Here is a 20,870-nt window from a genome sequence, read left to right as displayed (position 1 = left end):
GGGCCCCGCCCGTTCTTCCCTGGGTTGGTTTTGGGGGGTGGTGGGGGGGGGGCGTCGCCGCCCGCAGACCGGCTCACCGGGCGGTTCCGCCCGGCGGTGGATCAGTACGTCGGCTTGGCCGGCTCGATCTGGTTGACCCAGGCCAGCACTCCGCCGCCGAGGTGGACGGCGTCGGAGAAGCCGGCGTCCTTGACGATCGCCAGGCACTCGGCGCTTCGGGCGCCGGACTTGCAGTGCAGCACGATCCGCTTGTCCTGGGGCAGCCGCTCGAGGGCCGCGCCGGACAGGAACTCGCCCTTCGGGATGAGCGTGGCGCCGGGGATGTTGACGATCTCGTACTCGTTCGGCTCACGGACGTCGACCAGGAAGATGTCGCCCGTGTCGAGCAGGCCCTTCAGCTCGGTCGCCGTGATCGTGGAGTCCTTGACCGCGTCCGCGGCCTCGTCGGAGATCGCGCCGCAGAACGCCTCGTAGTCCTCGAGGAGCTCGGTGATCGTGGGGTTCTTGCCGCACAGCGGGCATTCGGGGTCCTTGCGGACCTTGACGCTCCGGTAACTCATCTCCAGGGCGTCGTAGATCATCAGGCGCCCGACGAGCGGCTCGCCGATCCCGGCGATCAGCTTGATCGCCTCGTTCACCTGGATCGAGCCGATCGACGCGCACAGCACGCCCAGCACGCCGCCCTCGGCGCACGACGGCACCATGCCGGGAGGCGGCGGCTCGGGGTAGAGGCAGCGGTAGCACGGCCCGTGCTCGGCCCAGAAGACCGACGCCTGACCGTCGAACCGGTAGATCGAGCCCCAGACGTACGGCTTGCCGAGCAGCACGGCCGCGTCGTTGACCATGTAGCGCGTGGCGAAGTTGTCGGTGCCGTCGACGATCAGGTCGTAGCCGCTGAAGATGTCCATGACGTTGTCGTTGGACAGCGCCTCGTTGTGGACGATCACGTTGATCAGCGGGTTGATCTCGCGGACCGAGGCGGCGGCCGACTCGGCCTTCGGCCGGCCGACGTCGGACTGCCCGTGGATGATCTGGCGCTGCAGGTTGGACTCGTCGACGACGTCGAAGTCGATGACGCCGAGGGTGCCCACGCCGGCGGCGGCGAGGTAGAGCAGGGCCGGGGAGCCGAGCCCGCCCGCTCCCACGCACAGCACCTTGGCGTTCTTCAGCCGCTTTTGCCCGGCCATCCCGACGTCCGGGATGATCAGGTGACGCGAGTAGCGCCGGACCTCGTCGACGGAGAGCTCGCTCGCGGGCTCTACCAGGGGTGGCAACGACACGGTTGTCTCCTGCGCGTGCTGGGTTTCGGTGCGGACGCCGTCGTCCTGAACTGATGACAACTCTGTCATGCCCGCCCGCATTCCCGCGGAACGGCCGATCCCGGATCAGCCCGCGGTGACGTCGGGCAGGCGCAGGTGGGCGTCGTCCAGCAGCGCCCGGAACTCCCGCGCCACGGCCTCGGGGCGCTCCACCTGCGCGAGGTGGCCGACGTCGGGCAGCACGACCACACGGGAGCGCTTGAACACCCGGCCCGCGCGGGCGGCCATGCGCGGGTCGACGAGCCGGTCGTGCCGGCCGTAGATCACCAGTGTCGGCGCGATGACGCGCGCGGCGTAGCGCCACAGCGAGCGCCGCATGTAGGCGGTGACGATGCCACGCGACGACGCGAGCAGCGCCTCGGCGTTGTGGGGCAGCCCGTCCCGGTGGCGTACGTCATCGACGAGCTCCATCACCCGGTCGGGATGCAGGCTGGTCGGGTCGGCGAAGCACATGTCCAGCGTGCCCTGTACCCGCTGCTCGGCGGGCAGGGCGGCCAGCCGCCGGACCGCCCACGGCCCGACTCCGGGCATGGTGGCGGCCAGGATCCGCGCGGGACCGTACCTCGGCCGCAGGTCGGGCAGCGCGGGCGAGATCAGGGTGAGGGTGCGCACCAGGTCGGGGCGGGTGCCCGCGAGGCGGGTCGCGATGGCCCCGCCGAGGGAGTTGCCGAACAGGTGGACCGGGCCGCGGCCGCGTTTCTCGATCAGTCGCGCGACGGTCAGGGTGTGGGCGTCGACGGAGTAGTCGCGGTCGGGCGGCGGCGGCGAGTTCCCGAATCCGGGCAGGTCGACGGCGTCTCCGGCGACCTCGTCGGACAACAGCCCCATGAGGTCGGTCCAGTTGGAAGAGGAGCCCGCGAGTCCGTGCACGAACACGCCCGGCTCGGCGTCGTCGCGGCCTGGCGTCGCCGTGCGCACGAAAACTTCGCGGTCGCCCAGCCGGAACAGCTCACCCGGCCACTTCGGGATCGGTGTGGTCATCCCTGCACGCGGCGTGGAGCCTCCGGCCGTCAGGTCGGAGAGGAGCCGCCGCTGCCTCCTCTCTTCTGCCCTCCTGCGCGAGGAGTAGAAAATCTCCCGTCCAGCGACGGGAGAAGCTCAAATCACTGTGAACGATACCCGCGGCCGATCGGGGTCCTCGCCCGAGTTGACCGGATCTTAAGGAACGAGACCCCGCACCGTGCTCGGTGCGGGGTCTCGTGAACGTTGTGACAAAAGGCTTGGTGAGCGTCCTGGCCCGGGACCTGGCGAGCGCCGCGCCACCGGACCTGCGTGAGCCTTCTCACAGCGGCGCCTGGCAAGCGTCGCGGTCGGGCTCGCGGAGCGACCTCACTGCCGGGCCCGGCGAGCGTCGCCGTACGGGGTCGTGAGCGTCCCGGCGCGGGCCCGTCAGCGGACGCCTCCGGCCCCGCGCGCCGTCGCCGGGCGCGGGACGGAGGTCGTCGTGCCGGTCAGGCGCCGGCGCGGCTCCCGTCATGGCGTACGGACCCGCTCCGGACGCCCCCGGAACGCGCACCGCCCGGGCCGCCGGAACGGGCGTCCCGCCGCTGCCGGACGCCGTCACGGCGCTCCCCGTCGCGGTACCCGCCGTGACGCGGCTCGCGGTGTTCGCCGTCGTGGTGCTCGCCCTGGCGCGCCTCGCGGTGCTCGCCGTCGAAGCGGCCACCCTGCCGGGAGTTCCCGCGGCTCTCGAACCGCCCGCCGGGGCGCCGGTCGCGACGGCCGCCCGGACGCGGGCCACGGCGCTGGGGCCGCGGCTCGGGGTCGGGCTCGACCGGGATGCCGCTCGGCGGCTGCGCGCCGGTGATCCGGACGAGCGTCTCGTCGCCGGCGGCGACCTTGGACCGCAGCGCCCGGACTCCGGCACGCCGCATCATGCGCTCGGTGTTGCGCACCTCGTTGTGGGCGACCAGCGTGGCGACGGTGCCGCGCTCGCCCGCCCGGGCGGTGCGGCCCGCGCGGTGCAGGTAGTCCTTGTGGTCCGCGGCCGGGTCGACGTGCACGACGAGGCTCACGTCGTCGACGTGGATGCCGCGGGCGGCCACGTCGGTGGCGATGAGCACTCCGACCTTGCCCTCGCGGAAGTCCGCCAGCGTGCGGGTGCGAGCCGCCTGGGTCTTGCCGCCGTGCAGGGCGCCCGCGCGGACGCCGACGCGGGCCAGCTTCTTGGCCAGCGCGTCCACGCCGTGCTTGGTGCGGACGAACATGATCGTACGGCCCTCGCGGCCGGCGACCTCGGCGAGGACGTCCTGCTTGTCGGCGCGGTCGACGATGAACAGGTGGTGGTCCATGGTCTCCACCGGCGCGGCGGCCGGGGCGATCGAGTGGGTCACCGGGTCGTGCAGGTAACGGCGGACGAGCTTGTCGACGTCGCCGTCGAGGGTGGCCGAGAACAGCATCCGCTGCCCGTCGGACGGGATCATGTCGAGCAGTTTGGAGACCGCCGGCAGGAAGCCGAGGTCGCACATGTGGTCGGCCTCGTCGAGGACGGTGATCCGCACGTCACGGAGCGAGCAGGCGCCGCGCTCGATGAGGTCGGTGAGCCGTCCGGGCGTGGCGACCAGCAGGTCGACGCCGCGCTGCAGCGCCTGGATCTGCTTGGACATCGACATGCCGCCGACGACGGTCTTGGTGTGCAGCCCGAGGCTGCGGCCGAGCGGGGCCAGGGCGTCCTGGACCTGCATGGCGAGTTCACGGGTGGGGACGAGGATGAGCGCGCGCGGCCGCTTGGGAGCGGCCTGCACGCCGGCGAGCCCCGCCAGCACCGGCAGGCCGAACGCGAGCGTCTTGCCCGATCCGGTCTGGCCGCGTCCGAGCAGGTCCCGCCCGGCGAGGGCGTCGGGGACACTGGCGGCCTGAATGGGGAACGGCGCGGTGATGCCGCGGCGTTCGAGCGCCGACACCAGAGGTGCCGGCAGGCCGAGCTCGGCGAAAGTGGGCAGGGTCGACGAAACGTCAGTCAAGAAAGAACCTCTCGGAAATGGCCCGCCTCGAGAGGTTCCGCAAGGTGGGGGATTGCGGACTCCAAGCCGGCCGTCGGCGCGAGAACACGCCTGAACATGAATCACAGAGCTTACATGGGGTCCCAACACGCCCCGGGGACGGTTCATTCCCGACCCGGCAGGTCGCTTTTCCGCTCGGGTCGAACCGTCTTGCGCGGGTCCGGACCGGTCTTGTCCGGTCAGCCTCCCTTGCTCGGTCAGGCCGTCTTGCGGGTTCCGGTCTTCGTCTTGGGTTTGGACTTGGTGTCGGTGGTCTTCTTCGCCGCGCCGGTCTTGGCCGTCCCCCGTCCGCTCTTCGCGGCCGCGCCGTCCTTGCCGCCCCGCGGACCGGACTTCGCGGCGGCCTTGCGGGGCTCGCCGTCGCCCTTGTCGGAGCGGCCCTTCTTCGCCGCCTCCACACTGGCCCGCAGCGCGCTGAGCAGGTCGGCCGCCGCCGGGACCTCCGCTTCGGCCTCGGGCGCGACGACCTCCTTGCCCTGGATCTTCGCCTCGATGACCGCTTCCAGGGCCTCGCGGTAGCGGTCCTTGTAGTCGGTCGGCTCGAAGTCGCCCGTCATGGAGTCGATCAGCGAGGCGGCCATCTGGAGTTCCTGCGAGCGCACGTCGACGTCCTCTTCGAGGAAGGGGAAGTCGGCCTCGCGGATCTCGTCCGGCCACAGCATCGTCTCGAGCACGAACACGCCGTCCCGCACCCGCAGCGTGCCGAGCGACTCGCGCTGCCGGAGCGCCACCTTGATCACGGCCACCTTGCCGGAGTCCTCGAGGGCGTCGCGCAGCAGGACGTACGGTTTGACGCCCTGCGCGTCCGGCTCCAGGTAGTAGGTCTTGTTGAAGAAGATGGGGTCGACCTGCTCCTCCGGCGTGAACTGCAGGACGTCGATGCGGCGGCTGGTCGAAAGCGGAAGCTCGGCGAAGTCCTCGTCGGTCAGGACGACGATCTCCCCGGTCGGGAGTTCGTACCCTTTGGCGATGTCGGAGTACGGCACCTCTTCGCCGTCCTTGGTGCACACGCGCCTGTACCGGATCCGGCCCGCGTCCTCACGGTGGACCTGATGGAACGCCACGTCGCGCTGCTCGGTAGCGGAGTAGAGCTTCACCGGAATCGTGACCAGCCCGAATGAGATCGCGCCTTTCCAGATGCTGCGCATGAGGTGTCCTTACCCTCCGGCGTGTCGATCTACCTGCTCCGACGCCCCGGAATGCGATCGATCCGAGTGTACGTCCGGCTCCGCGCCGTCCGCGTGGTGGAACCTTTGTTCTCGCGTCTCTTCCACGAAACCACAGCCCCTTCCAGAGGAACACGGCCGGTCTCGGCCAGGGCGGTGAATGATCGGCGAATCCGGGGCGGCCCGTGGCGTCAGAGACGGGCCGGATGGGCAGAAAAGATCGTATGGGTGACCCCATGCCCTCCAATGTCCAGCCGATGCTCGCGTCCCCGGGCGAGCTGCCGGACGACGCCGACCGCTGGGGCCTCGAACTCAAGTGGGACGGCGTACGCGCGATGGTGTACGTCTCCGGCGGGCAGGTGCGCGCCGTCGGCCGCCGCGGCCTCGACGCGACCGGCCGCTACCCCGAGCTGCAGGCCCTCGCCGATCTCCTGCCCGACCAGACGGCCGTCGTCGACGGCGAGGTCGTCGCCTTCGACGAACGCGGCCTGCCGAGCTTCCAGCGGCTGCAGCACCGAATGCACGTCGACCGTCCGGACGCCCGGCTGATCCGCCAGGTCCCGGTGCACTTCGTCGCCTTCGACCTGACGTTTCTGGACGGTCATCTGCTGTACGACATGCCGTACCGCGACCGGCGTGCCCTGCTCGACGAGCTCGAGCTGGCCGCCGGGCCGATCGAGGCCCCGCCGTACCTGCCCGGCTCGGCCGTCGACCAGGTCCAGGAACTCCTCGACTACACGAAGGAGCAAGGCCTGGAAGGTCTGATCGCCAAGCGGCTCGACTCGCCGTACCGCCCGGGCCGCCGGGTGGACTACTGGCGGAAGATCAAGAATTTCCGCACCCAGGACGTCGTCATCGGCGGCTGGAAGGAGGGCCAGGGCCGCCGGGAAGGCGGCGTGGGGTCGCTGCTGCTCGGCGCGTACGCGGACGGCGGCCTGCGGTTCGTCGGGCACGTCGGCACCGGGTTCACGGACGCGGCGCTGGACGACCTGCACAAGATCCTCACTCCGCTGGAGCGGCCCACCAGCCCGTACGCCGAGGAGGTCCCCCGGGAGTACGCCCGCAAAGCGCACTGGGTGGAGCCCTGGCTCGTGGGCGAGGTGGAGTTCTCCCGCTGGACCCTGGACGGAATGCTGCTCCACGCGTCATGGCGCGGGCTGCGCCCCGACCTGAACCCCGAAGAAGTCCACCCGGAGCCCTGACAGAGCCGCCGGAGCCGAACCCGAGGAGAGCTGGTGAGCGGCACGAAGACGAGCGTCCAGGTCGACGGCGTGCGGCTGACGCTGTCCAACCTCGACAAGGTCCTCTACCCCCGGCACGGTTTCACGAAGGGGGAGGTCATCGACTATTACGCCCGGATCGGGCCGGTCATCCTGCCCCACCTGAAGGACCGTCCGGCGACGCGGCTGCGCTACCCCGACGGCGTGGACGGCCAGTCGTTCTTCGAGAAGAACGCGCCCGGGCACACCCCCGACTGGGTCCGCACGGTCCGCCTGCCGACGCCCGGCGGGAGCCGCGACGCGGTGAACTTCGTGGTCGTCGACGACCTTCCCGCCCTGGTCTGGTGCGCGAACCTGGCCGCCCTGGAACTGCACGTCCCGCAGTGGCGGGTCGGCCCGCGCGGCGGCGCGCACGCGCCGGACCTGCTGGTCTTCGACCTCGATCCCGGCCCACCGGCCTCGGTGGACGAGGCGCGCGAGGTCGCCTGCCTGCTGCGCGACCTCCTCAAGGCCGACGGGCTGCGGTCGTTCCCGAAGACGAGCGGCAAGAAGGGCCTGCACCTGTACGTCCCGATCGAGGAGACCTCCGACGGGCGCACCTCGGCGTACGCCAAGGAGGCGGCCCGCGGACTCGAGAGGGAGCATCCGCGTCTCGTCGTCAGCCGGATGGAGAAGAGGCTTCGATCCGGCAAGGTCTTCGTCGACTGGAGCCAGAACAACCGGCACAAGACCACGGTCGCGCCGTACTCTTTGCGAGCCGCCGAGGAGCCCTCCGTCTCCACGCCGGTGACGTGGGACGAGGTCGAGTCCGACGCGGTGCTGCGGTTCGGGCCCGATGAGGTGCGCGAGCGCGTCAACCGGCACGGCGACCTCCTCGAACCGCTCTTGACGCTTCGTCAAAAGCTGCCGTGAACCTTCGGGATGCGTACACGGAAGGTGCCCGGTGCGTCACCATTGGTCGGAGGGTCCACAATCGTGGGGCGGTGGCCACGGCACCGGAAAGCCGTGGGCACTGGTGGAGGTGACACGCGCATGCCGCGTGGAATGGGAAGGATGATCAGGTGACGGACGACGCGCAGGACAGGCGCTACGACGTCGTCGTACTGGGCGGGGGCTCCGGCAAGAACATCGCCGCCGAGCTGGCTCGGGCGGGCCGGTCGGTCGCGCTGGTGGAGGGCCGCCTGGTCGGCGGGGAGTGCCCCTACTTCGCGTGCATGCCTTCCAAGACGCTGCTGCACTCGGCCCGGCTCGGCGAGACCTGGGAGCACGCGGTCGCGCGGCGCGACGAGGTGACCCGTCATCTCGACGACGCGGCCACCGCCGCGCAGATGGCCGAGGCCGGGGTGACCGTCGTACGCGGCCACGGCAGGGTCGTGCGCCCGGGCGTGGTCGAGGTCGACGGCGCCGAGTACGGCTACACCGACCTGGTGGTGGCGACCGGCAGCGAGGCGGTGCGGCCCCCGGTCGAGGGCATCGACGACGTGCCGACGTGGACCAGTGACGAGGCGCTGACCCGGCCCGACCTGCCGCGCCGGCTGGTGGTGCTCGGCGGCGGCCCGGTCGGCTGCGAGCTCAGCCAGATCTACGCCGCGTTCGGCTCGCAGGTCACGCTCGTCGAGCAGGCCGAGCGGCTGCTGGCGGCCGAGGCGCCGTTCGTCGGCGACGTGCTCGCCGACGCGCTCCGCCGTATGGGCGCCGACCTGCGCCTCGGCGTCGCGGCGACGCACGCGGAGCGCACCGAGACCGGCCTGCGGCTGCGGCTGTCCGACGGCAACCACATCGACGCGGACCGCATCCTCATCGCGGCGGGCCGGCGTCCGCGCGTCGCGGGCCTCGGTCTCGAGGCGATCGGCATCCGGTTGGACCCGGAGCGCGGCATCGCCGTCGACGCCACCTGCAAGGCCCTCCTCACCGAGGAGACGGGCACCGACGGCACCACGGTCTGGGCGGCCGGCGACGTGACCGGCGTCGCGCCCTACACGCACGCCGCCAACTACCAGGCCGGAGTGGTCGTCTCGAACGTCCTCGGCAAGCGCCGGGAGGCCGACTACCGGGCGATCCCCCGTGCGGTCTACACGACGCCGTCGGTGTACGCGGTGGGCGTCTCCCCGCTGGCCGCGACCGGGCTGGAACTCGTCGCGGCGGGGTACGACCTGGCCGGGACCGCCCGCGCGGCCGTGGAGGACGACGACCGGGGCCGGGTGGAGGTGTACGCCGACCGGGCGCGGGGCGTTCTCGTGGGCGCCGCCGCCGTCGGACTCTACGCTGAGGAGTGGATGAGCGAGATCACGTTGGCCATCCGGGCCGAGACACCGCTGAGCATCCTGACCGATGTCGTCCACGCCTTCCCGACGTACGGTGAGGCCATCGAACCGGTCCTACGCGAACTGGCCGAGCAGCTCTGAGCTTCCTTGGGGGGAAGACCATGTCCGAAGACGGGATCGAACTGAGCCTCGAGGCCGCCGAGGCCGACGCCGCCGAGCAGCACGTCGCGGTGCGGGAGGGCGAACGCCGGTGGCCCACCACGCTGCCGGTCGAGGTCGACGAGGCCGACGCCGCGGAGCAGAGGTTCGAGGTCGAGCTCGACGAGGACGACTACCGGTGACGGCCCGAACGGCCCCCCGGAGAGCCGGTGTGAAGACGCACGGCGGCGCGGCCGCGGAGATCCGCGGTGGCGCCGCCCCGGAGGCGCACCGTTGCGCCGCCGTGGAAGTCCCGGTGACGGCTTTCCGCCGATCCGACGTTACCCGGTCGTAGGATGGTAGGCCTCAACGTGCGCGGCGCCACGGCGTCGCCCGGACAGGTGATCGGAGAACTCAGGTGACCGCAACCCCGGACGCCCGCCCCCGGGGCACGAGGCTCCCGCGGCTGGCCCGCCGCCGTCAGCTCCTGGGCGCCGCCCAGGAGGTGTTCGTCGCGCAGGGCTACCACGCCGCCGCGATGGACGAGATCGCCGAACGGGCAGGCGTCAGCAAGCCGGTGCTGTACCAGCACTTCCCAGGCAAGCTCGAGCTGTACCTCGCGTTGCTCGACGAGCACGCCGAAGGGCTCGTCCAGCGCCTGCGCGACGCGTTGGCCTCCACACCGGACAACAAGCTGCGGGTCCAGCGGACCATCGAGGCCTTCTACGACTTCGTGGCCGGCGAGGGCCAGGCCTACCGCCTGGTCTTCGAGTCCGATCTGCGCAACGTCGCCCCCGTACGCGCCCGGGTGGACCGCGCCAACCAGCAGTGCGCCGAGATGATCGCTCAGGTCATCCAGGAGGACACCGGCGTCTCCAGCGACGAGGCCCACCTGCTCGGGATGGGCCTGGTCGGCATGGCGGAGGTCAGCGCGCGCTACTGGCTGTCGGTGCAGGGCACGATCTCCAAGGAGCAGGCCGAGCACCTCATCGCGCGCCTGCAGTGGCGCGGCATCGGCGGTTTCCCCCGCACCACCTGAGCCGGGCCGGGGGCGCCGGCTCCCCGCCGACCGTGCGATAGTGCCGGTGGGCCGGATCGGTCCAGACGTACGCCACGGGCGGTCGTGGCCTCGCCCCCCGACGGAGGGAACAACGTGCAGGTGCGAATCGGTGTGCAGTCGGTGGCCAAGGAGCTGGTCGTCGAGACCTCGCTGTCCGCCGATGAGGTGGAGCGCGCGGTGAACGACGCGGTCGCCGAGGACGACGGCGTCTTCACGCTGCGCAGCAAGAACGGCGCGCGGGTCGTCGTGCCCGCGGCCAAGCTCGCCTACGTGGAGATCGACGAGTCGGAGACGCGAAGCGTCGGCTTCGGCTCCTACTGATCGAACGGGCTCGTTCCGACTTTCCAAAAAGACTGGAATGAGTCCCTCGATCGAGGGCATACAGACCGCGCGAATCCGAAGCGCCGGAATCGATCCGGCAGGAGGTGGTCTGAGAAATGCTGATGACAATAATCTGGTTCATCATTATCGGCGCCATCATCGGGGCGCTCGCGCGTCTGGTCGTGCCAGGCCGGAACCCCATGGGCATCGTCCTCACGATCCTGATCGGCATCGCCGGGGCGCTCATCGGCGGCCTCATCGCCAACGCACTCGGGGCGGGAAGCATCATCGCCTTCATCATCTCGGTCCTGGTGGCCGCCGCCGGCGTCGCGCTGATCAGCGGCCGCGGCCGCTGGGGATCCCGCCGCGGCGTGTCCTGACCGAGCCGGTCCGAGCCGACCTCAGCGAACACAGCTGAATCCTCAGACGAGGCCCCCGCTCCCCCGGCGGGGGCCTCGTCGTTCAGGAGTGCGTCGGGGTGGGCGAGGCCGTCCCCGTTCCCGGCTTCGATGCCTCGGCGGCCGTCACGATCTCCGGGCGGACGTACGCTCCCAGCCGCGCGTACGGCACGTTGAAATCCCGCCCCACGTCGGCGTGCGGACAGCCGAGGTCGATCCAGTTGCGGATCGTGAACGTCATGCCGGTCGCCGTCGGTGCGACCTCCAGCTCACCGCCCAGAGCGTGCCCGGTGAGTGGTGTGCCGGGGAGGCAGACCCCTCCGTGCGCGCTCGGGGCGATGATCCGGGCGAGGGCCCGTGCGCCGGTGTTCGTCCGCGCGGCGGGGAGCAGCAGGTCGGCGACTCCCAGCTGCCGGCCCGTCGACAGGTCGAACACGAGCGTGAACTGGGAGCTCACCGGGATCAGGCGGTTGGCGCCGCTGCTGTCGTCGAAGGTGTAGGTCACCGACAGCAGCTTCGGACCGCCCAGGCCCACCGTGGCGGCCGACTGGAGCGTTCCGGTCGGCGCGCTGTCGGACTGGCTCGTCGGCATGACGAACGCCGCCTTGAAATCGGCCATGGTGCGGTCGACCTGCGTCCTCAGCGCCTTGTTGACCTTGGCCTGGACGGCGGCGTTCTTCAGCCCGCTCACCTGGACGTACCGCGTGATCATGGTGCGGCCCTTGCGGAGCGTCGTCGTGGAGGCCGCGACGTTCACGCTGACCGGCTGGACGACGGCCGCGGGACGCGTCGGTTTCGCCGCCGGGTGGCCCCCGCCCGCGACGACGACGGCGGCGGTCCCGGCCGAGCCCACGACGACGGCCCCGGCGATCGCCACGGCCACCTTCGCCCCGGTCCCCGACAGCAGCGCCCTTCCCGTTCCCTGCACGATGCCCGTGGCGTGACCCGCGCCGCTTCCGGCGCCCGCCGCTCCCCCACCGGCCGTGGACCCGGCACCGCCCGCCCCGGCCGCACCGCCCGCGCCCCCGCCGCTCGCCGCGCCGCCGATCGCGCCGCCGCCCGCCGGTGCTCCCGAGCCGCTCGCGAGCAGTGCCGCGAAGGGAAGGAGCGCCGCCAGCCCGGCGGCCGCCTCGGCCAGGCGTCGCCGCCCGTTGGACTCCCAATCCGGCCCGTACGCGGCCGTGGCCGCCTGCTCCAGTCCCGTCACGAGCGCCGCCGCGCCCGCCGGGCGCTCGGCCGGGTGCTTGGCCATCCCCTGGGCGACCAGTCCGCGTACCGCCTCCGGAAGGTCGCTCAGGGGCACCTGGGTGTTGGTGTGCTGGGCGCGGTACGCCTGCGTGCTGTCGCCGCGGAACGGGGTATGGCCGGTGACGCACTCGAAGAAGACGCACGTCGCCGCGTACACGTCGGTGGCGGGGGTCGCGGGCGCGCCCTGCCACTGCTCGGGCGCCATGTACGGCGGCGTGCCGAGGATGTCGCCGACCTCCCCGGTACGCAGGGCGATCCCGAAATCGATCAGTTTGCTCTGGCCGTCGTCGCGTACGAGGACGTTCGGGGGCTTGTAGTCGCGGTGGACGACGCCTCGCTCGTGGGCGGTACTCAGCCCGAGGAGGGAGCCTTTGAGCACCGTCAGGGCCGCCTCAGGCTCGAACGGGCCGTGCTCCTCGAGGAGCGCCCGCAGCGAGATCCCGGCGACCGCCTCCATCACGATCGCCGCGCCCTGCGGGGACTCGACGAAGTCGTACAGGCGCGCGACGTACGGGCTGTCCAGATGCCGGAGTATCTGCGCCTCGGCCCGGAAGCCGGTGAGGAATCGCTGATCGGAGAGGAGGTTCGCGGTCAGGTACTTCACCGCGACGTGAGTCCCCGAGTCCTCGTGTCGCGCGAGCACCACACGGCCGAAGCCGCCTTCTCCAAGCTCACGCACTTCCGTATAGCCGGGAAGCGCCCAGTCGCCCAAATTCGTCCTCCTATGCCCGGAGGGAAGGTACTGGAGACACAGTGTGACTGGAAGCAACGCCACGCGGTCGGCTCCATCGGCCGATCCACAGGGCGGCGCGCGGCGCCGGGACCCGTCCCGTGAGCGGGCGTCGCCGGTCACGCACGGTGACCGAATCGGAGGCCGCCGGCTCGGCGGATGCGGCCCGCCCGTCCGGGGGCGATCCCGGGAGCCGGGAGGCCGCCGGCTCCGCTGATCGGCTGTCAGTCGCGCAGGTTGGCTGATCGGCTGTCAGTCGCGCAGGTTGATCGCCCGCATCCGGGCCTGATGCCGGTCGACGATCCGGCCGAACATCGTCGCGACGTCCTCCTCGCCGAAGAGGGCGCCCACCGCGGGGTGCCCCTCCGCGAGCGCGTGGGCCTGGCTGAGCGTCTCGCCCACGAGCCTCCGGGCCCACAGCCCCAGCCGGGACGCCAGCCGCGGATCGTTCTCCGCGGCGGCGCGCAGGCGTTCTCGCAGGAGCTCGGCATGGCCGGAATCGGCCAGCGACTCGTGGACCGCCGTCCGCGTCGCGGAGTCGGCCTTCTCCACGGCCTCGCGGTAGAGGTCGGCCACGATGGAGTCGGCGACGTACACCTTGGTCAGCGCCTCCATCGCGTCGGCCGGACGCGTGCGCTCGTGGAACGCGGTGATCGCCTCCTGGAACGGGCGCATGGCCTCGTACGGATCCGCGCCCGCCTCGATGAGCCGGTCCCGCAGGAGTTCGAACTGCGCGAACGCGCCGGTCGCCAGGCCGGCGAGGACCACCGTGTCCTCGTACGACGCCGCCCGCCCCGCGTCCGCCGCACGCTGCTCGAACGCGGTCAGCCGCACGCACGCCAGCAGGCCGTACAGCTCGACCGACCGGGATCGAGGCGTCGCTCCGGCCGAAACCATGAAATGAAATCGTACGCGGCGGCGTTGACGACTACAGCGGGGCTTTTGAATTCGGCCCCCGCCAGCTACACTGCGTGGCGAACTGTGACCGGTCGCTGCAGAGCGCGACCCCATACCCGGTCACTCCTGAGGAAGAATTTGACGGTTGGTCCCTCCCGCGCGAAGGCGCGACCGAATGCGACGACCGGCGGGTGCCCGAGAGCCCTGCCGGAGACGGCGCATGAGTCGCGACCGCGAGATGGCTCGCCGCGCCACCGTACCGGTGCGCCCGCGGCGTTGAGCGGACCCCGCACACTGGGAGGCTGAAGGCCCTGACGACCTTTCGTGATCTCGGGGTTGTCCCCGAAATAGCAGACGCCCTCGAAACAGAGGGCATTGTCGAACCGTTCCCGATCCAGTCACTCGCCGTGCCCATCGGCCTCGGCGGGCACGACATCATCGGCCAGGCGCGCACCGGCACCGGCAAGACCCTGGCCTTCGGCATTCCGCTGCTGCAGCGTATCGAGCACGGCGGGAAGAAGCCGCAGGCGCTGGTCATCGTGCCGACGCGTGAGCTGGCCATCCAGGTCACCGACGACCTGATCGTCGCCGGCGGCAAGCTCGGCAGCCGCGTGCTGTCGGTGTACGGCGGGCGCGCGTACGAGCCGCAGATCGACGCCCTCAAGAACGGCGTCGAGGCGGTCGTCGGCACGCCGGGCCGGCTGCTCGACCTGGTCAAGCAGAAGTACCTCGACCTGTCCCAGGTCTCGGTGCTCGTCCTCGACGAGGCCGACCGCATGCTCGACCTCGGCTTCCTGCCCGACATCGAGCGTCTCGTCGCCAAGGTGCCCGAGCGTCGCCAGACGATGCTGTTCTCGGCCACCATGCCCGGCGAGATCGTCGCGCTGTCTCGCAAGTACCTCACCCGGCCCACCAACGTGCGGGCCGAGTCACACGAGGAGTCCGAGACCACTCCGCAGGTCGTGCAGCACGTCTTCCAGGCGCACCAGATGGACAAGCCCGAGTTGCTCTCCCGGGTCCTGCAGGCCCGCGGGCGCGGCCTGACCATGGTGTTCTGCCAGACCAAGCGCGCCTGTGACCGAGTCGCCGAGGACCTCACCCGGCGCGGGTTCGCCGCCGCCGCCGTGCACGGCGACCTCGGCCAGGGCCAGCGCGAGCGCGCCCTGCGCGCGTTCCGCGCCGGCAAGATCGACGTGCTTGTCGCCACCGACGTGGCGGCCCGCGGCCTCGACGTCGACGACGTGACCCACGTCGTCAACTACGAGTGCCCGGACGCCGCGGAGACCTACGTCCACCGCATCGGCCGCACCGGCCGGGCGGGCAAAGAGGGCATCGCGGTGACGCTCGTCGACTGGGCGGACCTGCAGCGCTGGAAGCTGATCAACACCGCGCTCGACCTGGACTTCGCGGAGCCGGCCGAGACCTACTCCACCTCTGAGCACCTGTACGAGGTGCTCGACATCCCGTCCGACGTCACCGGCATCCTGCCGAAGGCGCAGCGGGAGCGTGCGGGGCTGGAGGCCGAGGAGGTCGAGGACATCGGCGAGACCGGTCGTTCCCGGTCGCACCAGCGGCAGGAGGAAGAGCCGCGTCGTGCCACCCGGGAGCGCACCCGTTCCCGCCAGCGCACCCGCGGCGGCCGACCGACGGCGCACGAGGCCGAGGCGGCCACGGCCGCCCAGACGGCACGGCGGCACACCCGCCGCCAGCCGGACCCGGCCACGCACCCGGCCGAGGCGACGGCACCGGTGGCCGAGGCGGCGACGCCTGCGGTCGAGGTGGCGACGCCTGCGGTCGAGGTGACGGCGCCTGCGGTCGAGGTGACGGCGCCTGCGGTCGAGGAGGCAACGCCTGCGGTCGAGGAGGCAACGCCTGCGGTCGAGGTGACGGCGCCTGCGGTCGAGGTCTCGCCGGAGCCGGCCGAGGCCGTCACGGCCCCGCGCCGCACGCGCCGGCGCGCCTCGGAGGCGCCCGTCGCACCGGCCGCGGAGCACGAGACCGCCGATGTTCCCGAGATCCCGGCGAGCCCGGTGACGCCGTTCGAGCCGGACCCGGCACCAGAGGTCGCCAAGGCACCCGCGCAGCGGCGCGAGCCGGTGTCGGCCCCGGTGCTGATCAGCCCGGCGGGCATCCCGATGGTGCAGTTCCTGGCTCCGCCGGCGCTTGCGGACGCGGACGACCTGCCGGAGTTCGCCGAGCCGGTCCGGCCTGCGGCCCGGAAGAAGCGGCGCGCTCGGACGGGCTGAGCGCGCGCGTCCGCCTGACGCGCGGTTGAAGAGGGGCGTGGTCATCGGTCACGCCCCTTATTCGTGCCCCCCGACCGAGGCGGCCGGGTGGCGCGCGTCCGGTGACCAGACCCGACCGGGTGACGCGTCCCCTTCGAGGAGCGTCGGCCAGGCCGGTGACACCCCTCAGCGCGGGCCGCTGATCCGAAATATCTCGTAGTTGTCGAAGTCCACGATCATCCGGCCGCCGTGTGCTCCGCTGCCCCGCATCACCACAAGTCCCGTTTGCCCGAGCGCCAGCGGGTCATGGGCGTCCGTGGCCTCAGCGGTGAGCCTCCCGTTCAGCGACAGCCGAAGACGGACCTTCGCCCCGTCGGACTCGCACTGGATCCCGAAACGATTCGCCCCCGGTGGTCGCTCATCCAGGCCGTCCTTCACGTCGTAGCCCGTGGCCAGTGGAACCTGCGCGAGCGTCTGGGAGCCCCCGGCGGTCACCTTGCGAATGAACGCGCCGTGACCGTCACGCCGGACGAGGAACACGTAACCGTCGAGGATCTGGTCGTCCGGCCCCCGGCACCATAGGCCCATCATGCCGTCACCCGGTCCGGAGACCACCTTCGCATCGACGTCCGCCTCCATGCGAGCCGGCAGGTTCTGGGACGGGTACGGCGCCGGCTTGGAATCGTTGCCGGTCCTGCCCTCGGCCTTCATGCGATAGCGGCCGCCGACGTAGGAGGTTCCCTTGTCGACGCCCCAGGTCCGCGCGTTCGACGCGAACTCGCTGGTGTAGACCGCGGTGAGGTTCGTCTCCCCTCCCTGGGTCCGGCCATCGGAAGGCCAGAGCGTGATGACCGACCCGACCGTGACGGCGACCGCCGCACCGGCCGCACCGACCCAGGCGAGACGCCGGGACCGCGACCAGCCCCGTACGGCCGCTTCCGGCGCCGCCGGTCCGGTGCCCGCCACGTCGTCCGCGCCGGGCGTCGTGGCCGGCGCACGGGGCGTCCTGGCGGAACCGGCGGTCGCCGGGCTTCCGGGATCGCTCGGGGACGGACGAGTCGCATCCGCCGAAGCGGCGATCTCCGAGCTCCCCGGGTCGCCTGGGGACGGGAGGGTCGCACGCGCGGAGGCGACGGTCTCCGAGTCTCCGGGGTCGCCCGGCGTGTCGCGGGCGCTCGAGCCGGTCCGTGGCGGCGCGGTCGGGGTCCGGGCGGGGACGACGAGTCCGGTGAGGAGTTCCTGCGCGGTCGGGCGGCGGGCCGGGTCCTTGTTCAGGGCCTGTTCGACCAGCGGCCGTACCGCGTCGTCGAGGCCGTCGAGCAGCGGCGTTCCGTGCGTGATCCGGTAGAGCACCGCGGGCAGGATCGCGCCGGGGAAGGGCGCGGCGCCTGTACCGGCGAAGGCGACGACGGCGCCCCAGGCGAACACGTCGGACGCCGTCGTCGCCCGCTCGCCCTGGATGACCTCGGGCGCCATGTACGCCGGAGTACCGATGATCTCGCCGGTGCCGGTGGCCTCGGTCAGGCTGTCGAGGGCGCGGGCGATCCCGAAGTCGATCACCCGGGGCCCCATCGGGGACAGCAGCACGTTGGCGGGTTTCAGGTCGCGGTGCACGATCCCCGCCCCGTGGATGGCGCCGAGTGCGGTCGCCACCCCGACCGCGAGGTGGTCGAGGCTCGATCCGCTCATCGGGCCGGACTCCCGGACGAACTTCGCGAGGTCGGGCCCTGCCACGTACTCGGTGACGATGTAGAGCGGCTCGCCGTCGACCTGCGCGTCGAGCACGGGCGCGGTGCAGAACCTGCGGACTCGACGGGCCGCCGCGACCTCACGGCGGAACCGGTCGCGGAAGGAGGGCTCGTCCGCGAAGTCGGCATTGATCACCTTGACGGCCACCCGCTCGGCGGAGGCCGACTCGGCGAGGTACACGGTGCCCATTCCGCCGCGGCCGATCACCCCGAGGAGACGGTACGGGCCCAGCTTGGTTGGGTCACCCGCCCGCAGAGAGCCGACCCGGTCGTCGAGCGGCATGATCTTCCGGCCCTCCGTGTCCCCGAAACCCGATGATCACGCAGGTTAGTGGAGATACCGGCCGTCGGCCCCCGGATCAGGCCGGGTTGACGCCCGCCTGGCGCAGGCTCAGGGCGTGACGCGGGCGGTCGGTGATGAGCACCGTCACCCGTTCGTCGCGGAGGAAGCTGCGCATGCGAGGCTCGTCGTTGACCGTCCACACCATGGCCGGAACGCCGAGCCGGCCGCACATTCGCAGGACGGTCGCGCGGGCGAGCCTGCGGTGCACCGCGAGCCAGTCGGCGCCGCACTCGCGCATGCGGCGCAGCGGGTACAGCTCCTGGATCCGCGTCGGCGCCTTCGAGAGCCAGGAGACCTCACGGAGGCTACGGCCGAGCGAGAGGGCGGCGGTGACGTTGGGGAACTCCCGTTTGATCCGGGCGATCGAGGAGTCCTCGAGCGTCGTGGCGACGAAACCGTCCGGACCGAGGAGGTCGAGGGCGAGCGTGATGATCTCGTCCTCGTCGCCGACCTCCTTCAGGTCGAGATGGCCTTTCGCGCGGCCCGCGATCAGGGCCATCACGTCGCGGACCCGGGGGACGCGGTGACCGGCGACGGCGCACAGCTCGTCATAGGTCAGCCCGGCCACGGGGTGGTTCGCGACGCGCGGATCGTGGAAGACGACGAACTCGCCGTCGCGCGTACGCCGGATGTCGAACTCGACGTACTCCGCCCCAGTGGTGAGGGCGCTCTCATACGCTTCCCAGGTGGCGGCCCGGGCGACCTCGGATCCGCCCTTGTGGGCGGAGACGGCAGCCGTCATGCCACGAGAGTACCTTTGCGACGCCCAGCGAAGTACCACCCAAATCGCTATGATGGTGTCGATAGCCCCATGGGCAAGTAAGCTCCTGCCAGTGAGTACGCCCCGGTTCCTGACCCTGCCTCCCGGCGTCCGCCGCACGGAGATCCACACGTCGCGCGGTACGTTCGCCGTTCTCGAGGCACTCCCGGGCTCTGGTGTCTGTGAGCGGGCTCCGGCGCTGCTCGTCCCCGGGTTCACCGGCAGCAAAGAGGACTTCATCGCGGTGCTGCAGACCCTGGCGGGCGCCGGTCGCCGCGTCGTCGCGCTCGACATGCGCGGCCAGCACGAGACTCCGGGACCGGACGATCCGTCGGCCTACAGCTGCGCCGCGCTCGGCGCCGACATCAACGCCGTCCTCGAGTACTTCGACGACCACGTCCACCTCGTCGGGCACTCGTTCGGCGGGCTGGTGACGCGCGAGGCGGTGATCGCCGATCCCACGATGCTGGCCTCGTACACGCTGATGAGCTCCGGACCGGCCGCGATCGGCGGCTCGCGGGAGGTCGAGGGCCGGGTGCTGCTCGCGGCGCTGCCCAAGGTCGGCCTCGAACACATCTGGTCGACCCGCATGGAGCCGGACGTGATCGCCAAGGGGGTCCCTCCCGAGATCGTCGCGTTCCTGCGCCGACGGATGTTCATGAACTCCCCCGCGGGCCTGATGACGATGGCCCGGGAGGTCCTGTCCTGCCCCGACCGGGTGGACGACCTCGCCAAGGTCGCCGACGACGCCGACCTGCCGGTCCTCGTGCTGTACGGCGAGGACGACGACGGGTGGGATCCGCGCGAGCAGGCCGCGATGGCCGAGCGCCTGGGCGCCCGGAAGGTCGTGATCCCGGGGGCCGCCCATTCACCCGCCGTCGAGGCCCCGGAGACCGCGGCGAGCGCGCTGACCGCCTTCTGGAACGAGGCCGAGCGCGCCTGACGGCACCGCGTACCCACTGGTCGGCCGCCGCGACGGACGCACCGGGCCGCCTTCCCCGCGCCGCCTGCGATGTCGGTGGGCCCGAGAACACGATCGCGTCTCCGTGTCCCTAGCGAAGATCACACGTCTTTGAGACAAGGAACACCTGGCGTCTCATGTAACTGATCGCTTACCCTGATCCCATGGCAGCGACGGTTCAGCCCCCGCAGAGCGTCACCTGGCAGGTGCACATCGACCGGTCGATGTGGATCGGCGGTGTGCGCGGCCTGATGTTGCAGGCCCTGCACCCCATCGCCATGCGCGGGGTATGGCAGAACTCCAACTTCCAGGAGGACCCGATCGGCCGGCTCCAGCGCACGGCCGACTTCGTCGGCGTCGTCACCTGGGGCACGCGCGATGAGGCCGACCGTCTCGGCCGCCGGGTCAGGGACATCCACCGCTCACTGCGGATCAAGGACCCCGACACCGGGCGGATGCACCGCGTCGACGACCCGGAGCTGCTCCTGTGGGTGCACTGCGCGGAGGTCTCCTCGTACCTCGAGGTCGCGCGGCGCTGCGGGTTGCGGCTCACCGACCGGCAGGCCGACCGCTACCTCGCCGAACAGCGCCGCAGCGCCACCTACGTCGGCCTGCACGAGGAGGACGTGCCGGGCAGCCTCGCGGAGATGGAGGCCTTCTTCGCGGAGATGCGCCCGCAGCTGCAGGTCACCCCGGAGGCCCGCTCGACCGTACGCTTCCTGCTGTGGCCGAAGCTGCCCGAGGAGATGCGGTGGCTGTCGGCCGGCAAGCCGATGTACGTCCCGTTCGGCGCCCTGTGCTACTACTCGCTGCCCGCCTGGGCCCGGCGGATGTACGGCGTCCTGCCGGAGATCCCGCAACCGGCGGTGACGGCGGCGCTGAGATCGTTCCGGCTGGCGATGAACACCCTTCCGGAGAAGGTCCACGACCTGTCGTTCCAGCAGGGCACGAAGGACATGCTCGAAGCCGCCCGGCAGCGGCTCGCCGCCGAGGGCTACGACCTCGGCAAGGGCCTGCAGGGCCTCCGCGACCCCCGCCGCTGGCCCGACCCCGCCGCCGCCTAGCCACGT

General features: G+C 71.6%; 18 protein-coding genes. 10 read left to right on the top strand and 8 right to left on the bottom strand.

Annotated elements, in window-relative coordinates; genetic code table 11:
* Positions 1-101: 101 nt before the first annotated feature.
* The 4 genes from moeZ to AB0I04_RS08360 all read right to left on the bottom strand — a co-directional run bounded on the left by moeZ (position 102) and on the right by AB0I04_RS08360 (position 5,469).
* On the bottom strand, positions 102-1,280 hold the full coding sequence (moeZ, locus tag AB0I04_RS08375; RefSeq protein WP_360881025.1) for an adenylyltransferase/sulfurtransferase MoeZ: 1,179 nt from the start codon (positions 1,278-1,280) through the stop codon (positions 102-104).
* 105 nt (positions 1,281-1,385) lie between these two features.
* Positions 1,386-2,300 carry an alpha/beta hydrolase gene (locus tag AB0I04_RS08370; protein WP_360881023.1) on the bottom strand — a complete coding sequence of 305 codons (915 nt, stop codon included), beginning with the start codon at positions 2,298-2,300 and terminating at the stop codon, positions 1,386-1,388.
* Between the two features lie 470 nt (positions 2,301-2,770).
* Complete coding sequence (locus tag AB0I04_RS08365; RefSeq protein WP_360881021.1) at positions 2,771-4,282, bottom strand: DEAD/DEAH box helicase; 1,512 nt, start codon at positions 4,280-4,282, stop codon at positions 2,771-2,773.
* A gap of 236 nt (positions 4,283-4,518) precedes the next feature.
* Positions 4,519-5,469, bottom strand: coding sequence for a Ku protein (locus tag AB0I04_RS08360; protein WP_360881019.1), 951 nt, complete (start codon positions 5,467-5,469; stop codon positions 4,519-4,521).
* Between the two features lie 254 nt (positions 5,470-5,723).
* Between AB0I04_RS08360 and ligD (AB0I04_RS08355) the strand changes: the two genes are divergently transcribed.
* The 7 genes from ligD (AB0I04_RS08355) to AB0I04_RS08325 all read left to right on the top strand — a co-directional run bounded on the left by ligD (AB0I04_RS08355) (position 5,724) and on the right by AB0I04_RS08325 (position 10,870).
* Complete coding sequence (gene ligD / locus AB0I04_RS08355; protein ID WP_360881017.1) at positions 5,724-6,689, top strand: non-homologous end-joining DNA ligase; 966 nt, start codon at positions 5,724-5,726, stop codon at positions 6,687-6,689.
* Between the two features lie 33 nt (positions 6,690-6,722).
* On the top strand, positions 6,723-7,619 hold the full coding sequence (gene ligD, locus AB0I04_RS08350) for a non-homologous end-joining DNA ligase (RefSeq protein ID WP_360881015.1): 897 nt from the start codon (positions 6,723-6,725) through the stop codon (positions 7,617-7,619).
* Positions 7,620-7,768: 149 nt separating this feature from the next.
* Complete coding sequence (locus AB0I04_RS08345; protein ID WP_360881013.1) at positions 7,769-9,112, top strand: NAD(P)/FAD-dependent oxidoreductase; 1,344 nt, start codon at positions 7,769-7,771, stop codon at positions 9,110-9,112.
* A 20-nt stretch (positions 9,113-9,132) separates the two neighbouring features.
* Positions 9,133-9,312, top strand: a complete 180-nt coding sequence (locus tag AB0I04_RS08340; protein ID WP_360881011.1) for a hypothetical protein — start codon at positions 9,133-9,135, stop codon at positions 9,310-9,312.
* Positions 9,313-9,527: 215 nt separating this feature from the next.
* A complete protein-coding gene (locus AB0I04_RS08335) occupies positions 9,528-10,148 on the top strand; it encodes a TetR/AcrR family transcriptional regulator (RefSeq protein ID WP_360881009.1) in 621 nt (206 codons plus the stop codon).
* Positions 10,149-10,262: 114 nt separating this feature from the next.
* Positions 10,263-10,490, top strand: a complete 228-nt coding sequence (locus AB0I04_RS08330) for a DUF3107 domain-containing protein (protein WP_360881007.1) — start codon at positions 10,263-10,265, stop codon at positions 10,488-10,490.
* A 116-nt stretch (positions 10,491-10,606) separates the two neighbouring features.
* Positions 10,607-10,870 (top strand): hypothetical protein, encoded by a 264-nt coding sequence (locus AB0I04_RS08325; RefSeq protein WP_360881005.1) that lies wholly within the window; start codon positions 10,607-10,609, stop codon positions 10,868-10,870.
* Between the two features lie 82 nt (positions 10,871-10,952).
* On the opposite strand, the gene AB0I04_RS08320 is transcribed toward AB0I04_RS08325, so the two are convergent.
* Complete coding sequence (locus AB0I04_RS08320) at positions 10,953-12,815, bottom strand: serine/threonine-protein kinase (RefSeq protein WP_360881003.1); 1,863 nt, start codon at positions 12,813-12,815, stop codon at positions 10,953-10,955.
* 303 nt (positions 12,816-13,118) lie between these two features.
* Complete coding sequence (locus AB0I04_RS08315; RefSeq protein WP_360881001.1) at positions 13,119-13,763, bottom strand: ferritin-like fold-containing protein; 645 nt, start codon at positions 13,761-13,763, stop codon at positions 13,119-13,121.
* A gap of 407 nt (positions 13,764-14,170) precedes the next feature.
* Here AB0I04_RS08315 and AB0I04_RS08310 point away from each other — a divergent pair, with 407 nt between their 5' ends.
* A complete protein-coding gene (locus AB0I04_RS08310; RefSeq protein WP_360880999.1) occupies positions 14,171-16,009 on the top strand; it encodes a DEAD/DEAH box helicase in 1,839 nt (612 codons plus the stop codon).
* 165 nt (positions 16,010-16,174) lie between these two features.
* On the opposite strand, the gene AB0I04_RS08305 is transcribed toward AB0I04_RS08310, so the two are convergent.
* On the bottom strand, positions 16,175-18,019 hold the full coding sequence (locus AB0I04_RS08305) for a protein kinase (RefSeq protein WP_360880997.1): 1,845 nt from the start codon (positions 18,017-18,019) through the stop codon (positions 16,175-16,177).
* Positions 18,020-18,095: 76 nt separating this feature from the next.
* Complete coding sequence (locus tag AB0I04_RS08300) at positions 18,096-18,821, bottom strand: glycerophosphodiester phosphodiesterase (RefSeq protein ID WP_360880995.1); 726 nt, start codon at positions 18,819-18,821, stop codon at positions 18,096-18,098.
* 91 nt (positions 18,822-18,912) lie between these two features.
* Between AB0I04_RS08300 and AB0I04_RS08295 the strand changes: the two genes are divergently transcribed.
* Together AB0I04_RS08295 and AB0I04_RS08290 are read left to right on the top strand one after the other, a co-directional pair.
* The gene (locus tag AB0I04_RS08295; protein ID WP_360880993.1) at positions 18,913-19,782 is read left to right on the top strand and encodes an alpha/beta hydrolase; all 870 of its coding nucleotides are present in this window, start codon (positions 18,913-18,915) and stop codon (positions 19,780-19,782) included.
* A gap of 182 nt (positions 19,783-19,964) precedes the next feature.
* Positions 19,965-20,864: an oxygenase MpaB family protein gene (locus tag AB0I04_RS08290; protein ID WP_360880992.1), complete on the top strand. Its 900-nt coding sequence runs from the start codon at positions 19,965-19,967 to the stop codon at positions 20,862-20,864.
* The last annotated feature ends 6 nt before the right edge of the window (positions 20,865-20,870 follow it).

Source organism: Actinoallomurus sp. NPDC050550, from assembly GCF_040655075.1.
GTDB lineage: Bacteria > Actinomycetota > Actinomycetes > Streptosporangiales > Streptosporangiaceae > Actinoallomurus.
Note: the sequence above shows the minus strand (reverse complement) of the source record. Positions and strands in the feature narration are given on the sequence as shown.